Origin of the sequence: Bacillus sp. DTU_2020_1000418_1_SI_GHA_SEK_038 (assembly GCF_032341175.1) — a bacterium.
In the GTDB taxonomy this organism is placed as follows: domain Bacteria; phylum Bacillota; class Bacilli; order Bacillales; family Cytobacillaceae; genus Cytobacillus.
On the sequence record NZ_CP135435.1, the window covers coordinates 3,370,554 to 3,386,718 of the forward strand.

Annotated in this window: 15 protein-coding genes; 4 read left to right on the forward strand and 11 right to left on the reverse strand. The window is 38.3% G+C overall.

The window, feature by feature from the left end:
* Positions 1–177: 177 nt before the first annotated feature.
* The 5 genes from accA to dnaE form a co-directional block, all read right to left on the reverse strand.
* Complete coding sequence (gene accA / locus RRV45_RS16865) at positions 178–1,155, reverse strand: acetyl-CoA carboxylase carboxyl transferase subunit alpha (RefSeq protein WP_315665843.1); 978 nt, start codon at positions 1,153–1,155, stop codon at positions 178–180.
* On the reverse strand, positions 1,149–2,018 hold the full coding sequence (gene accD, locus RRV45_RS16870) for an acetyl-CoA carboxylase, carboxyltransferase subunit beta (protein WP_315665844.1): 870 nt from the start codon (positions 2,016–2,018) through the stop codon (positions 1,149–1,151). Before accD ends, accA begins: the two co-directional genes overlap by 7 nt.
* A gap of 150 nt (positions 2,019–2,168) precedes the next feature.
* Complete coding sequence (locus RRV45_RS16875) at positions 2,169–2,729, reverse strand: FadR/GntR family transcriptional regulator (protein WP_410489387.1); 561 nt, start codon at positions 2,727–2,729, stop codon at positions 2,169–2,171.
* Between the two features lie 69 nt (positions 2,730–2,798).
* Positions 2,799–4,037 carry an NAD(P)-dependent malic enzyme gene (locus RRV45_RS16880; RefSeq protein ID WP_315665846.1) on the reverse strand — a complete coding sequence of 413 codons (1,239 nt, stop codon included), beginning with the start codon at positions 4,035–4,037 and terminating at the stop codon, positions 2,799–2,801.
* 290 nt (positions 4,038–4,327) lie between these two features.
* Positions 4,328–7,690 (reverse strand): DNA polymerase III subunit alpha, encoded by a 3,363-nt coding sequence (dnaE, locus tag RRV45_RS16885; protein ID WP_315665847.1) that lies wholly within the window; start codon positions 7,688–7,690, stop codon positions 4,328–4,330.
* Positions 7,691–7,906: 216 nt separating this feature from the next.
* Between dnaE and RRV45_RS16890 the strand changes: the two genes are divergently transcribed.
* Both RRV45_RS16890 and ytrI read left to right on the forward strand, forming a co-directional pair.
* Complete coding sequence (locus RRV45_RS16890; RefSeq protein WP_315665848.1) at positions 7,907–8,239, forward strand: YtrH family sporulation protein; 333 nt, start codon at positions 7,907–7,909, stop codon at positions 8,237–8,239.
* Positions 8,239–8,739 (forward strand): sporulation membrane protein YtrI, encoded by a 501-nt coding sequence (gene ytrI, locus RRV45_RS16895; protein ID WP_315665849.1) that lies wholly within the window; start codon positions 8,239–8,241, stop codon positions 8,737–8,739. The genes RRV45_RS16890 and ytrI overlap by 1 nt, the downstream gene beginning before the upstream one ends.
* A 75-nt stretch (positions 8,740–8,814) precedes the next feature.
* On the opposite strand, the gene RRV45_RS16900 is transcribed toward ytrI, so the two are convergent.
* The gene (locus RRV45_RS16900) at positions 8,815–9,750 is read right to left on the reverse strand and encodes a DHH family phosphoesterase (protein ID WP_315665850.1); all 936 of its coding nucleotides are present in this window, start codon (positions 9,748–9,750) and stop codon (positions 8,815–8,817) included.
* A 133-nt stretch (positions 9,751–9,883) separates the two neighbouring features.
* On the opposite strand from RRV45_RS16900, the gene RRV45_RS16905 reads away from it, so the two are divergent.
* Entirely contained in the window at positions 9,884–10,177 is a 294-nt protein-coding gene (locus tag RRV45_RS16905) for a YtpI family protein (protein ID WP_315665851.1), read from the forward strand.
* 131 nt (positions 10,178–10,308) lie between these two features.
* Here RRV45_RS16905 and RRV45_RS16910 read toward each other — a convergent pair whose 3' ends face one another.
* From RRV45_RS16910 to RRV45_RS16920, 3 genes are all read right to left on the reverse strand, one after another.
* Positions 10,309–11,625 (reverse strand): CBS domain-containing protein, encoded by a 1,317-nt coding sequence (locus RRV45_RS16910; protein ID WP_315665852.1) that lies wholly within the window; start codon positions 11,623–11,625, stop codon positions 10,309–10,311.
* A gap of 99 nt (positions 11,626–11,724) precedes the next feature.
* On the reverse strand, positions 11,725–11,967 hold the full coding sequence (locus tag RRV45_RS16915) for a hypothetical protein (RefSeq protein ID WP_315665853.1): 243 nt from the start codon (positions 11,965–11,967) through the stop codon (positions 11,725–11,727).
* Between the two features lie 167 nt (positions 11,968–12,134).
* Complete coding sequence (locus RRV45_RS16920) at positions 12,135–12,815, reverse strand: metal-dependent hydrolase (RefSeq protein ID WP_315665854.1); 681 nt, start codon at positions 12,813–12,815, stop codon at positions 12,135–12,137.
* Between the two features lie 170 nt (positions 12,816–12,985).
* Between RRV45_RS16920 and RRV45_RS16925 the strand changes: the two genes are divergently transcribed.
* Positions 12,986–14,083, forward strand: a complete 1,098-nt coding sequence (locus RRV45_RS16925; RefSeq protein WP_315665855.1) for a M24 family metallopeptidase — start codon at positions 12,986–12,988, stop codon at positions 14,081–14,083.
* A gap of 68 nt (positions 14,084–14,151) precedes the next feature.
* Here the strand turns inward: RRV45_RS16925 and ptsP are convergent, their stop codons facing one another.
* Both ptsP and RRV45_RS16935 read right to left on the reverse strand, forming a co-directional pair.
* Positions 14,152–15,867 (reverse strand): phosphoenolpyruvate--protein phosphotransferase, encoded by a 1,716-nt coding sequence (gene ptsP / locus RRV45_RS16930; RefSeq protein WP_315669069.1) that lies wholly within the window; start codon positions 15,865–15,867, stop codon positions 14,152–14,154.
* Positions 15,867–16,133 carry a phosphocarrier protein HPr gene (locus RRV45_RS16935; protein ID WP_315665856.1) on the reverse strand — a complete coding sequence of 89 codons (267 nt, stop codon included), beginning with the start codon at positions 16,131–16,133 and terminating at the stop codon, positions 15,867–15,869. The genes ptsP and RRV45_RS16935 overlap by 1 nt, the downstream gene beginning before the upstream one ends.
* Between the last annotated feature and the right edge of the window lie 32 nt (positions 16,134–16,165).

Below are 16,165 nucleotides of genomic sequence, written 5' to 3' on the forward strand. Positions count from 1 at the left end.
AAACGGAGCGCCTTCAGAACAATGAATTGACAATTGTTCCTGCGATTATTAATCGCTGAAGCTTTCCTTTCTACTCACCCTCGTCAAGCATAAGACGAGCCCCTTGGAAATGTGTTCTTTTCCTTCTGTAAAATTTCGATCTGTCAAAAAAAAAGAACATGCTGTAATAGCACGTTCTTATTTTACCCCGATAAATTCCTTTAAATTAGAAAACTCACCAATGGATTTATACTTATCATATCGATGATTGATTAATTGATTCTCTGTAAATCCTTTAAGCTCTTTCAATGAGTTAAGGAGGTTTCCATCAATGAATTGAGCCTGCTGCTCTAAATCTTTATGTGCCCCACCTTTAACCTCAGGAATAATTTCATCAACGATTCCTAATTCTTTAAGATCGGGAGCTGTTATTCTCATGCTCTCAGCTGCTCTTTTCGCTTGTGTGGCGTCCTTCCATAAAATCGCTGCAGCACCTTCAGGGGAGATAACCGAATACGTTGAATTCTCAAGCATATGAATATGATTTCCTACACCTAGTGCTAAAGCTCCTCCGCTTCCGCCTTCTCCAATAACGATGCAAACAACAGGCACCTTTAAGCTAGCCATTTCAAATAAATTTCGGGCAATTGCTTCACTTTGCCCTCTCTCCTCGGCTGCTTTACCAGGATAAGCCCCCTTCGTATCAATAAAACAAATAATCGGGCGTCTAAATTTTTCAGCCTGCTTCATAAGCCTTAGAGCTTTACGGTATCCCTCAGGATGAGGCATTCCAAAATTCCTGCGGATATTTTCTTTCGTATCCTTCCCTCTCTGATGACCAATTACAGTAACCGGAAGCCCTTTATATTTAGCAATTCCGCCAACTATCGCCTCATCATCTGCAAATGTTCGATCTCCATGGCATTCAAAGAAATCAGTGAATAGACGTGAAATATAATCCAGGGTCGTTGGACGGCCAGGGTGTCTTGCGATTTGCACACGATCCCAAGGTTTCATATTTTCATATATCTCTTTTTCTAATTTCTCTAACCGTGCTTCTAATTTTTCAATTTCAGCAGATAAGTCCACATCTGCATTTTTCGTAAATTCCTTTAGCTCCGATATTTTCTCCCTAAGCTCAATAACCGGTCTTTCAAATTCAAGGACTCCTACCATTCGAGGTCACCTCCTTGTTCATGTATCGATAGAATTGTGGCAATTTGTTCTTTCAAATCTAACCTTGAAATAACGGCATCCAATTGTCCGTGTTTTAATAAAAATTCAGAGGTCTGAAAATCCTCCGGCAGTTCTTCCCTAATTGTCTGCTCAATGATTCTCCGTCCCGCAAAGCCTATTAATGCCCCTGGTTCTGCCAGATTATAATCACCGAGTGATGCAAAGCTTGCAGAAACCCCTCCAGTTGTCGGGTGTGTCATAATGGAGATAATTAATCCGCCATTATCACTAAATCTTTTTAGAGCCACACTAGTTTTTGCCATTTGCATAAGGCTAAGTACTCCTTCCTGCATTCTGGCTCCACCTGAAGCTGTGAAGATAATGAAAGGTACTGACAATTCATCTGCTTTTTCAATTGCTAGAGTAATTTTTTCTCCAACAACTGATCCCATACTGCCCATTCTAAACGTTGAATCCATAACAGCAACGACAATCTGATGTCCGTTAACTGTACCAATTCCAGTAACAACGGCTTCGTTAATACCCGATTTTTTCCTGTCCTTTTCAAGTTTTTCAATGTAATCAGGGAAATTCAATGGGTTTTCAGAAATCATTCCCGCATTCAATTCTTCGAAGCTGCCCTCATCAAGAAAGCTATCTAACCGCTCTCCTGAATCCATAGTATGATGGTATTGGCAATGCAAGCAAACCTTTACATTCTTCATTAATTCTTTTGTATACATGATTTTTTTGCAGTTCGGACATTTCGTCATAATTCCTTCGGGAACATCCTGCTTGGCTGCTTCCGAAGGAATTGTCGCGTATTTCTTCTTTTTTGGTTTTGTAAAAATCTCCTTAAGCAAGGTGAAACCTCCCGTTCTATAAATAACAGCGTTTCTTTTAATAACAGAAGTGGTCAGACCACTAATGACAAAAATAAATGAGTGCAGGAAAACTTGTCTATCTTTACAAATATAGAGTAAAAGAGCTACAAAATTTGCAAAAAGCTGTCGTTAATCATTCGACAATTTTCTTAACTCTTTATAGGCTTTCCTAACCTCAGATTCTTTTCTTATTAAAAGTTTATCGACTACATTCATATATTCCTGCTTGTCTGCTTCCATTTTGAATATTTTCAAGGAATTATAATAGTCTTTCAATATCGTCCATATTCGTAGAAGCAAATGATTATCAGCAAGGTGTACAATTTTTAGGAAAAAATCTTCATCCGTAAATGATGAGGTTTCTGCCCACTTTTTTAAGTCCTGCAGCTTATCCCTTGATTTGACCAGTACTAGCGACAAGCAGTCCATTTCAATCAAAAACTTTGTCTCCGCAATGTCCGCTTTCGCTTTTTCATCCTGAAGAATAAAGGTACTGATTAGTTGAACAAGCTGATGACCTTTAAAATCGCGAATGAAGGTTCCTTCTCCTCTTCTAGTTTCAATTAATCCTAGAAGCTCAAGTGCTCTTAGCGCTTCACGAACGGAAGAGCGCCCAACTAATAGGCGCTCACACAATTCTCGTTCAGAAGGTAATTTATCTCCAGCCTTTAGACCCTCTTGTTCGATCATCAGTCTTAGCTGTTTGACAATTTCCACATATATCTTTGAATCTTGCTTACCTAAATCCACGTTAAAGGTTCACTCACTTTTCCCAATAACTGCAAGTTTTCGTGTTTTCTCTTTGACAGCTTCCGGATCAACTTTAATTCGAGCTACCCCAGTCTCCATCGCTGCTTTTGCTACTGCAGCAGCAACCTCTGGTGCAACCCTAGGGTCAAAAGGACCTGGAATCACATAGTCTGCATTTAGTTCATCTTTTGTTATAAGATTGGCTATCGCTTCTACTGCTGCTATCTTCATCTTTTCATTAATGTGTGTCGCCCTTACATCTAAAGCACCACGGAAAATTCCTGGGAAGGCGAGAACATTATTTACCTGATTAGGGAAATCGGATCTTCCCGTTCCAATTACGGCAGCACCTGCTGCCTTCGCTTCATCAGGCATAATTTCTGGGGTCGGATTCGCCATTGCAAAAATAATCGGATCTTGGTTCATGGAACCAACCATATCTGCTGTCAAGGAGCCAGCTGCAGAAACTCCGATGAACACATCTGCACCTTTAATGACATCTGCAAGACTTCCTTGAACCTTATCACGGTTCGTAAATTTGGCGACATTCGTTTTTATATCATTCATCCCATGCGAACGGCCTTCATAAATCGCACCCTTAGTATCGCACATAATGATATCTCTTACTCCATATGTGTAAAGGAGCTTAATAATAGCTATCCCCGCAGCACCGGCTCCATTTGCGACAACGCGGATTTCATTCATTTTCTTTCCTGTAATCTTTAATGCATTAACAAGTCCAGCAACAGTTACAATAGCGGTTCCATGCTGGTCATCATGAAAAACAGGGATATTTGCTTCTTTCTTTAATCTTTCTTCAATCACAAAGCAATTTGGGGCAGCAATATCCTCTAAATTAACGCCTCCAAAAGTAGGCTCAAGTAATTTAACCGTTTCAACGATTTTATCAATATCCGTTGTATTTAGACAAATTGGAAATGCATCTACACCAGCAAAGCTTTTGAATAGGACAGCTTTTCCTTCCATAACAGGCAGTGCGGCCTGGGGGCCTATGTTACCAAGTCCAAGGACAGCTGTACCATCTGATACGACTGCTACCATATTGCCTTTCATTGTATATTCGTATACAGATTCAGGCTTATCATAAATCTCCTTGCAAGGCTCTGCAACTCCAGGTGAGTATGCGAGACTTAAGTCTCTGGCATCTCTCACTGGTACTTTAGACTTCGATTCAAGTTTACCTTGGTTAACTCTATGCATATGAAGAGCTTCTTCACGTAAAGTCATGCTCTTTCCACTCCTTTGGATTGCTTATGAATTTGGCAGCACTATACGTATGTAAAAACAAAATAAAACTTCACGTATACAAGTTCTATTACAGATGACATCATTTCTTTATGCGATGTTCTAAGCAGTCAGCTAGTAAAATTCAAATTGTTGTTCTTTAATTGATATAATCTTTCTATCGACCAATTGTAGAAATCCTTCAGACTCTCGGTGGTCAGACCAATTTCTCTTTTAACAAATATACCATATTTGTTGATGATGTAAAGTAATAACATGAGTCAAGAAACATACTATTTTTTTAGAATTACATGTTGATCTCCAAGGATTCCCTTTAATTTTATAATAAATTCTTCAGTAGGATTGACTAAATCTTCCTCTCCTAGACGAATCCTTTTTTTCGTGCTTTCATAATATAAAATAATTTGCACTTTTCCTTCATTTTCATTAAACAATTTCTTTAGATAATGAAGGGTATCCGGATTTTCATTTTCTTTTGTAATCTTTAAATATAAAACAGGATCCTTTTTCTCTTCTCTTTCGATAGCTGCATGGACTTCGTCACATGCTTGGACAATAAATTGACGCTTTCCATCCTTTTCTTCCAGCTTACCTTCTATAAATAGAATATTTCCTTGCTTTAGAAATACGGAAAACTTGCTATATGTATCAGGAAACACAACCGCCTCCATTTCATCTGTTTGGTCACTGATAGTTAAAAAGGCCATAGCAAGATTTTTTTTTGTTCTAATTTTCTTCACATTTGCCAAGTAAACCACTGCACGGACTCGGTTCGTACTACCCTGCAATTGATATAATTGAAATGCGTTCAACATTGGCAGATGTATTTCATATGCGGCAACAGGATGGTCTGATAGATACACCCCCAGTACTTCCTTCTCAAAAGCCAATTTATCCTCCGAACGAATTGGGTCTACTTGTGTATACTTTGGTTTCGGAAAAAAATCACCTTCTGAAAAGAAATCAATTTGTTCATCCTCAATCTTCAGTAAATTCGCATGTTCCACTGCCGGATCAAGACTCGCAAGCAAGACAGCCCGGTCTTGACCAAATTCATCAAAGCTTCCAGAATGCACTAATGCCTCCAAGATCTTTCGATTAATTGCTTTGGCTGTCACTCGGATTGAGAAATCAAATAAATCATCGAACCGTTTATTCTTTCTCGAACGAAAAATTTCCTTAAGTGCAGAAGCACCAATTCCTTTAATTGCAGCCAAGCTATATCTAATAGCATCTTTTTCAACTAAGAATGAGTATCCGCTCGTATTAATGGAAGGAGGAAGAATCTTAAGATTCATTTGCTTGAGCTCCCTCACATATTGTGAAATCTTTTCTTCATTTCCAATTACGGATGTAAGCAGTGCCGCCATAAAGTGTAGTGGAAAGTGTGTCTTTAAATAGGCAAGCTGATAAGAGATAAAGCTATAGGCAACAGCATGGCTCCGGTTAAAGCCATAATTGGCAAAGCGAACGATTAAATCATATATATCATTGGCTGTTTTCTCATCGTAGCCGTTCTTTAATGCACCATTTACAAAATGTGTTCTTTCCCTGTCAAGTACTTCCTTTTGTTTTTTACTGACAGCTCTCCTTAGCAAATCAGCCTCTCCTAGTGTAAACCCCGCCAATTTAGCAGCAATTTGCATGATTTGTTCTTGGTAGACAATCACCCCATATGTATTCTCTAAAATGGGGATTAAATCGGTGTGGGGGTATGTTACCTTTTGTTTTCCATGCTTTCGATCAATAAAAAGAGGAATATTTTCCATTGGACCTGGTCTGTACAATGCATTAACGGCAACAATATCTTCAAAGCTGGACGGACGTAGCTTTTTTAATACCTTTCTCATTCCTTCAGATTCCAGCTGAAAAATTCCAGTTGTCTCCCCTTTGCTTAATAATTCAAAGGTACTAGAATCATCAAGGGGAATCGCTTTAATATTTATTCTCTGACCGGTCTTTTTTTGAATTGACATTAAAATGTTTTCAATCAGGGATAAATTTCTTAACCCTAAGAAATCCATTTTTAATAAGCCGATTTCTTCTAAATGCTCCATTGAATACTGTGTCAAATACACTCCGTCATGCCCATTTTGAATCGGTATAACATTCACTAATGGTTTTTCACTAATAACGACTCCTGCAGCATGGGTAGATGTATGTCTTGGAAGCCCCTCTAGCTTAAGCGCTGTTTCGAACAGCCTCTGATTTAAGCTTGACTCACTCACAAACCTTCGTAACGGCTCTGATTCCTTATAAGCATCCTTTAAGGAAATCCCTAATTTAGAAGGTATTCTTTTCGATAAGCTATCTAATTCTTTCGGATTTAGTCCAAAGGCTCGTCCTACATCCCGTAATGCCGCTTTTGCTGCTAAAGTTCCAAATGTAATAATCTGAGCCACGTGAAGTTCACCGTATTTTTGTGAAACATACTTGATTACTTCATCTCTGCGATGATCGGGAAAATCAATATCAATATCCGGCATCGATATACGTTCAGGGTTAAGGAAACGTTCAAAAAGAAGCTTGTGCTCTATTGGATCGGCATCTGTTATATACAATACATATGCTACGATTGATCCTGCAGCCGATCCCCGGCCTGGACCTGTTAATATGCCATTTTCCCTTGAAAACCTCATAAAATCCCAAACAATTAAGAAATAATCGCTAAACTTCATTCTTTTTATGATCTGAAGCTCATAAGCTAGTCTTTGCTTATGCTCATCTGATACGTTTGTATATCTTTCATTAAGCCCTTTCAGACACACAGCCTCAAGTAGTTCATCAGCAGATAGATTATCCTCAACCGGATACTTTGGCAAGTGCTGCCCATTGAGTTCGATCATGACATTACATTGGTCAGCAATTTTTAATGTGTTTTCCAGGGCATCCGGATATTCTGCTAATAACTCAGCCATTTCTTCTGCCGTTTTTAAATAGTACTCATCGTTCTTTAATTGCTCCCTAGTTTCATCCTGAAGCTTTTCTCCATTCTTAATGGCCATGAGGCACTCTTGTGCAAATGCATCCTCTTTTGAAAGATAATAAACTTGGTTTGTTGCTGCTAGTTCAATGCCTGTTTCCTTTGAGAAACGGACTAAACTTGGATGAATTTTTGTTTCCTCTGCAAGCCCGTGATTTTGGAAAGACAGATAAAAATCGCTCTCCCCAAACAATTCCTTATATATACTAGCTGCTTCGATTGCGTTTTCGTATTCATCAGTTGCTAAATAATGTTCAATTTCCCCCTCCACACCAGGACTAATTCCGATAAGACCTTCTGAATAGGCCTTGAGCCATTTTGCTGGAATCCCTTCAAGAGATTTCGTTTGAACAACACTTGTTATTTTTAATAGATTTTGAAAGCCAATCTGATTTTTTGCCAGGAGGACAATTGGATAGGATAAAGAGGGCTTTAACTCACTAACAACATCAACCGTCAATCCCAATATCGGCTTAATCGATTGTTTTAAGCACTCCTTATAAAAGGCTACAGCCCCATACATGACATTGCGGTCAGTCAATGCTAATGCTGAAAAGCCCTTTTGTCTTGCATCTTTGACGAGCTGCTCAACAGCTGCTGTGCTGGTCAACAAACTATACGCACTATAGACATGAAGGTGAATAAATGACAATTTGTTCACACCCTTAATTCTTCTCTTCTTATATTATAGGACTGTTCATGGAAAAAGGAAAATACGTTCTTTTTTTATAAGATCTAATAAAAATTTATAGTAGAGGATTAAACATATTTCAGAAAGTTTGTCCATAGAATGGTAGAAAACGTATTGATTTTAGCTGAGATAAGAAAGGCGTAAGCACCTTTATTTCAGCGGTAAGGAAGGATGATTATGAAAATCCAGCCCTATTTCGCAACATTATTTGATAGTTATTTTATTGCTCTCGGGGTAGTCATTGGCGGTTCGATTATTGGGAGCTTTTCAGCGTTTCTTACAGGAAAGCCACCTTTAACAGAAGCTTATCGAATCTCTAACATTATTAGAATTTGGGCAATTATTGCAGCAATTGGCGGAACATTTGATACCCTTTATAGCTTTGAAAAAGGTGTATTAGATGGTCAAACAAAAGATTTATTCAAACAATTCTTATTAATTCTTTCTGCTTTTGGAGGAGCTCAAACTGGTGCTATGCTTATCATCTGGCTAACTAAGGAGCATATATAATGAGGATTCCACCGTACTTTTCTAGACCAGTCTGGCAGCGCTTCTTTGCTGGAATGGCCATAGGTGGAATAGTCAGCTGGTTTATTTTTCTATATATATTTGGCGAATGGAATGAGAAATACAGCAAGGAAATACAAAAGCAAAGAGAAGATATTGCTGATCTAACAAATGATATAAAAATCTGGCAGGAAGACTACAAAGAACTAAATAAATTAAATAGTCAAAAGCTTATCGTTCAAGATATTAAAGTAAAAATCCAAAACAGCGATAAATATAAACTAGATTCATTTAGTGTTTTTGAAATTGAAGATGAAATAATTGAAGATATTAAAATGATGAAGGCAAAGGATATTGAAACCATTTATAAAAGCAGTGATTTAATCAAAAAAATTATTGAGAATAAGGTTTTTAAAGTGAACGAAAAGCGTTATCGTGTTGAAATTAGACAAATGGTGATCTATACAACCTTATCTATTAAAGTGGATATTAAGCTTGATTAATAAATTTCAAGGGTCAGATCCTTCTTGCAAAATCATTTGCATATGGGAGCTGACCCTTTTCTTGCTATTTGCCTTCTAGCCCATACATGCTTCTTCTAAGTCCTTGATAACCAGATCCATATCATTCCAAGAGTAGATCGAGGCTCCTGCGGCAAGCGGATGTCCTCCTCCATTGTAATTTCTGGCAATATCATTAATGATTGGACCTTTTGAACGGAGGCGAACTCTTATTTGGTCCTCCTCCTCGATAAAGAACACCCATGCCTTAATGCCTTTAATAGACCCTAGAGCCCCTACTAGAAGCGAGGCCTCTGATGCCTTTACTTGAAATTCCTCTAATAATTCCTTTTTTAGAACCATTGAAACAGCACCATGTTTTTTCACTTCAAAGTTTTGAAGAACGTATCCATTTAACTTAACAACATTTGGCGATAATTCATACATTTTGTCAAACAACTCTGGCCGTGAAAAATTGTAGTGAATAAGCTCACCAGCATAGGCAAAGGTTTTATCTGATGTGCTCGGGAAGAGAAAGCGTCCTGTATCCCCTACAATTCCTGCGAATAATAATCTAGCTGCTTCATCAGACATTTTTAAGCCCTTATCCTTGCCAAAAAGGTAAAATTCATAAATCATTTCACTGACTGAGCTGGCATCTGTATCTATCCACATCATGTCCCCATACGGGTCAACATTTGGATGATGGTCAATTTTTATTAATTTATCCCCTAAGTGGTATCTGTCATCACAAATCCGTTCGGCATTTGCCGTATCACAAACAATGACTAAAGCCCCTTCATATGCATCATTTGGGATATCATCGAGTCTCCGAAGATAGTAGAGAGTTTCTTCTTCTCTTCCAACGGTATAAATTGTCTTTTCGGGAAATGATGCTTTTAGAATTTCAGCTAGGCCTCCCTGAGATCCATATGCGTCTGGATCTGGACGAACATGTCTATGGATGATAATGGTTTCATATTCTATTATCGTGTTTAATATTTTCTCTTTCATTGTCTGCTCCTTTATGATCATCTAATTTTATTTTACTCCTTATAATAAAGAAAAAAGAGCATGCTCTGGCATTTTTTCTGATAAAAAGTTAAAATAGCTTCAGAGTAATGAAAAAATGGAGGTTTAATTAAACATGCCAGCGTTAGTTATATTAATTACAATCGCACTTTCATTTTATCTATATTACAAAGTAAAATTTGTTCGCTGTAAGAAACCAGCTGAGAAAAAGTGGATATCTTCTAAATCTAGTATGGCTTTAGGTGTTTTTATCGGACTGTATGGATTAAACCAGTTTTTCCTAAATGGAAATACAATTACTTATATTGTCGGTGGAGTCTTTTTTCTACTAGGTGTCTTTACTATTTTTAGCGGCCTCAAAGCCTATAAATATTATTTGCCGATTGCCGCGAATGAAGCTAAAGAATAAAGTTTTTTTAAAGCCGCTCCTTAATGGAACGGCTTTCTTCTTTGTCTAGCTCCACAGGGAAGGCTTCGGCAGCATAAACTTCGCACGACTAAACGCTAGCTTTTAGGAAGAGCGCCTATCCGCTTTTCAAGTTATCTCTCAATCAATTGGCACATCATCATGGCCTTCCCAACGAGAACACCCTCATTGTAGACTTCCACATCAACTTTCCCGAATTTTCGTCCAACTTCTAGTACACGTGGATAAATCTCTAGCATACTCTCAATTTGTACGGGTTTAAGGAAATAAATAGTCATATTCTCTACAACTAAGTCACCTTTTTTATAATTCCTCAGCACTCGATTGGCCGCTTCTGAAACGATAGTTGTAAACACCCCATAAGAAATGGTACCGAGATGATTGGTCATCTGCGGTGTAACTTCGCAGCGGTACACATCTTCTCCTTTTGTCTTCCCCCTCATTAGCACAAGTTGATTGGTAACAATATCATCAATCGTTTCACCGACTTGGGGCTGACGCTGAATCATTTGGAGTGCCTTTAACACATCTTGTCTGGTAATGATGCCCTCCAGCCGATTCGAATCATCAACTACCGGGAGGACTTCAATTCCTTCCCAAACCATCATATGTGAGGAGGAAGCGACACTTGTTTGCTTCCCGACAGTCATTGGGTTTTTGGTCATTAGCTTATCAATAGGAGTTTCAGGGTCATGCCCCATAATATCCTTAGATGTAACCATACCAAGTACCTTTAAATTTCTATCGACTACTGGGAACCGCCCATGATTGGTTTCTTTATTATAATTCAGCCAATCTGAAACTTTATCAGTTGGTTTGAGGTATACCGTTTTTTCAAGAGGGGTTAATATATCCTCTACAAGAACAATCTCCTTTTTAATCAGCTGATCGTAAATAGCCCGGTTAATCATTGTTGCTACAGTAAATGTATCATAGCTGCTTGAAATGATCGGGAGCTGTAATTGATCAGCGAGCTTTTTTACATGTTCTTCGGTATCAAAACCGCCAGTAATGAGTACAGCTGCACCTGCCTTAAGGGCAGATTCATGTATTTGCGTTCGATTTCCAACAATAAGCAGACTGCCTGCATCAGTGTACCGCATCACGGCATCTAGTTTCATGGCCCCGATTACAAATTTACTCAATGTTTTATGCAAACCGTCTCTTCCGCCTAACACTTGACCGTCAACAATATTAACGACCTCAGCAAAAGTGAGCTTTTCAATGTTCTCTTTCTTCTTCCGCTCTATTCGAATCGTACCAACCCGTTCAATCGTACTAACATACCCTTTGTTCTCTGCATCCTTAATAGCCCGGTAAGCTGTCCCTTCACTGACACTTAATGCCTTGGCGATTTGTCTAACTGATATTTTTTCCCCGACAGGCAATTCATCGATATATTGCAAAATTTGTTCATGCTTTGTAGCCAAGACGTTCACCCTTTTTCTATAATTCCTATATCTTCATTATAAGGTTAAAAACGCCTTTATTTCAATTCGATGTGACGAACGACCTAAATATTCTTAATATTATCGATGGTAAGCTCTTGATCTCTTTCTTTCTTCTACTTGTATACTAGATCTTGAAACTGCTTTCTTAGGTGAGTATAGCAGTGCTGTTAAATTTCCGGCAACGACAATAAGTGCAAAGGCTAGCCAGGTAATGGCAAATATACCTTCTAAACCATCGCTGAAAATGTTTAGTCTTGGTAACGCAAAATAAAGAAAGAACCCACACAAGAGCAGACATAATAAATATCGATTTTTTTTCATTTCTATTTCCCTCCTAATGATCATTCTTCATTTAAATGTATGCGGACATGCTTGGAAAATGTATGGATTTCTTTTGCTTTGGAAGGGGGATATAGTGAAAAACATTAACACCTTTTATGCGAGCGACTATAAAAAAACAGCGCAGCTTAAATCAGCTGCACTGCTTTTTACAATTGAATCGAATCTCCCGCCTGAAGTACCTGAACAACACCTGGTTCAACCATTTCCGCAAATTTATATGGGTCCTGCTTTATAGGCGGGAACGTATTATAGTGTATCGGTACAACTTTCTTGGCACTCAACAAGCCCGCTGCATAGGCTGCGTCCTCTGGCCCCATAGTAAAATTATCTCCAATTGGCAAAAAGGCAAGATCAATCGGGTGGCGGTCACCTATTAATTTCATATCGGAGAATAGACCTGTATCGCCTGCGTGATAAATCGTTTTATTTTCAATAGTTATAAGTACTCCCGCTGGCATACCTAAATAAATGATTTCATTGTTATCTGTCTCTAGTCCAGTTCCGTGAAAAGCAGGTGTCAACTTTACCTTTCCAAAATCAAACTGATAAGCTCCACCTATACTCATTCCGTGAGTATTCACACCTTGCCAGCTTAAATAGGTTGCAAGCTCAAAGTTGGCAATAACGAGAGCATCATGCTTTTTGGCCAGTTCCACAGTATCTCCAAGGTGATCTCCATGTCCATGGGTCACAACAATGACGTCAGGCTTAACATCATCCACCTTTAAATCTGTTAATTCGTTTCCTGTTATAAATGGATCTATGAGAATTGTTTTCCCTTGTGATTCAATTTTCACAACAGAATGTCCATGAAATGATACTTTCATTTCTCTTCCCCTTTCTACTATTTCGTTATGTAAATGATTCAACGAATGTTTCCATTTTCCTTCTTCCTATACACTACCCTATTTTGAAGTCTTCTAAAAGTTTACTTTTACCCATTAAGTTGCTAATCTTTTAATATTAGCTAATTGCTTTAATTACAAGGAGGATAATCATGAATAGCAGATTACAGAAATTATCCAGCTGGATGAAAGAAAATAATGTACAGGTTTGCTTTGTGACTTCACCTGAAAATGTTTTTTATTTTAGCGGTTTTTTAAGTGACCCTCATGAACGCCTTTTGGGATTAGCCGTTTTTCAAGAAGAAGAGCCTTTTCTCGTTTGCCCTGCATTGGATAAAACTGATGCAAAAAATGCAGGCTGGAGCAATGAGATTATTTCTTACAGTGATATTGAAAATCCGTGGGAAATGATACATAAAGCAATTTTTAGCCGCGTGAAAACGGTTGAGAATATAGCTGTCGAAAAAGAACATATGAATGTTGAACGCTTTGAAATTCTTACTGGAATGTTTAATGGAGCACGATTTACTTCCGCAGAGGAAAAGTTAAGAAAGCTTCGGATGGTGAAAGATGAAAAAGAGTTGAGCATTATTCGCGAAGCTTGTGCATTGGCAGATTATGCGGTTGAAGTGGGATGTGCTGAAATACAAGAAGGGAAATCAGAATTAGAGATCATTGCAGCAATTGAATTTGCCTTAAAGAAAAAAGGCGTTACCCAAATGTCCTTCTCTACGATGGTATTAACTGGAGTAAATGCAGCTTCTCCCCACGGAACTCCAGGATTAACGAAAATTAAAAAGGGAGATTTCGTCCTTTTTGATTTAGGCGTAGTTGTGGATGGCTATTGCTCAGATATAACTAGAACTGTTGCTTACGGAGATATCAATGATAAGCAAAGAGAGATTTATGATACGGTTTTAAAGGCACAGCTGGCTGCGGTTGAAGCAAGTAAGCCTGGGGTTCCGTGCTCCGAAGTTGATTTAACAGCCAGAAAGATTATTGCTGAAGCTGGTTACGGCGAATATTTTCCACATCGACTAGGACATGGCCTGGGGATCAGCGTCCATGAATATCCTTCCTTAACCGAGACAAATCCGCTTCTGCTAGAAGAAGGAATGGTTTATACAATTGAGCCTGGCATCTATGTTCCTGATGTTGCTGGGGTTAGAATTGAAGATGATATTTTTGTGACAGCTAACGGGGTAGAAATTTTAACAAAATTCCCGAAAGAACTGCAGATAATTAGATAAGAGTACTAAAAAAGCTGTCACTTATGACAGCCTTTTTAGTTTATTATATAGAGAGAGGGCAGATTATTTTAAACGAATGAGTTTTTTATATAATGATATACTTCATCTGCTGTGGACATGGAAAGAATGAATTTGATATGGTTTTCAATGACAGATTTTGATAGCCTGCTTATTTGAGAGCGTGCCTTCAAGATAGATGCTGCACTCATTGAAAATTCATCTAATCCTAGAGCAAGCAAGATAGGAATGGCGATTTCGTCTCCTGCCATTTCTCCGCACATCCCTACCCATTTTCCATCCTTATGTGCAGCATCAATCACATTTTTAACTAGTCGAAGAATAGCTGGGTTATATGGCTGGTACAAATAAGAAACGCGCTCGTTCATACGGTCTGCTGCCATGGTATATTGAATTAAATCATTTGTTCCAATAGAAAAAAAGTCTACTTCTTTTGCGAAAAGGTCCGCCATTACTGCTGTTGATGGAACTTCCACCATCATCCCTACTTCGATATTGTTAGAAACCTCTACACCTTTTCTAACAAGCTTCATTTTTTCATCTAATAATATAGCTTTTGCTTGCCGGAACTCTTCTAGGGTTGCGATCATCGGGAACATGATTTTTAAGTTTCCGTAAATGCTCGCACGCAAGAGGGCCTTTAATTGCGTTCGAAAAATGTCTTGGGCTTCTAAACATAAGCGAATCGCTCTAAATCCTAAGAACGGATTTATTTCTTTCGGCATTTCAAGATATGGCAGCTCCTTATCTCCGCCAATATCTAATGTACGAACAACTACAGACTTTCCATTCATCGAATGTAAAACAGCTTTATAGGCTTGGAATTGTTCTTCTTCTGTTGGAAGTGTTTCACGCCCCATGTATAGGAACTCAGTGCGATATAATCCAATCGCTTCAGCACCATTTTCCAACACCGCACTTATATCATCAGGGGTTCCGATATTTGCCCCAAGCTTTACATACTGACCACATGCGGTCACGGTTTGCTTATGAACAAGCTTTGCCCATTCTCCTTTTTGTAACTCGCAGGCAGCTTTTTTCTCTTGGTAAGACTCTACTATTTCCGTACTTGGGTTGATAATGACTTTTCCATTAAAGCCGTCTACAATTAGCATATCACCATTTTTGATCGTTTCTGTAATTGTTTTTGTCCCTACGACTGCGGGAATTTCGAGTGATCGAGCCATAATCGCCGAATGCGATGTTCGGCCTCCAATATTTGTCGAAAACCCTTTAACAAATTGTCTATTTAACTGTGCAGTATCGGACGGTGTTAAGTCATCAGCAATGACAATCACTTCTTCCGCAATTAAGCTTGGATCTGAAACACTCACATTTAATAAATGGGAAAGGACGCGTTTAGTTACATCACGAATATCCGTTGCACGCTCTTTCATATACTCATTATCCATAGCTTCAAACATACTAATAAACATCATTGCTACTTGATTTAAGGCATATTCTGCGTTTAATTGTTCATCAGTTATTTTTTCTTTAATCGGATTCAAGAGCTCAGGGTCATTTAACACGAGAAGGTGGGCTTCAAAAATTGCTGCTTCTTCCTCGCCTATTTCATAACGAGTATGTTCTTTAATTCTCTTAAGCTCTTCTTTTGATTTTTTAAGAGCTTGCTCAAAACGTAATACCTCTGCATCCGTATTTGATATTACATTTTTCTCTATCGTTAATTCAAGTTTTTCTAGCAGAAATGCTTTTCCAATGGCAATACCGTTTGATGCGGCTATACCAGGTATCTCGTTAGTGATCATTCTGCCAAACCTTCTTTTAGAATAACAGCTTCTATCATATTTACTGCTTCAACTTCATCTGAACCATCCGCTGTAATTTTGATTGCAGCATTTTTAGGAATTCCTAAAGACAGGACCCCCATAATAGATTTTAAGTTTATTGCTTTTCCCTTATACTCTATCTTGATATTAGCAGCGAATTTGCTAGCTGTTTGTACTAATACGGTTGCCGGTCTTGCATGAATGCCTGCATCTGCTGCAATAATAAAATTTTTCTCGGTCATGTTTATAACAACTCCTTTAATGTATATCGTGA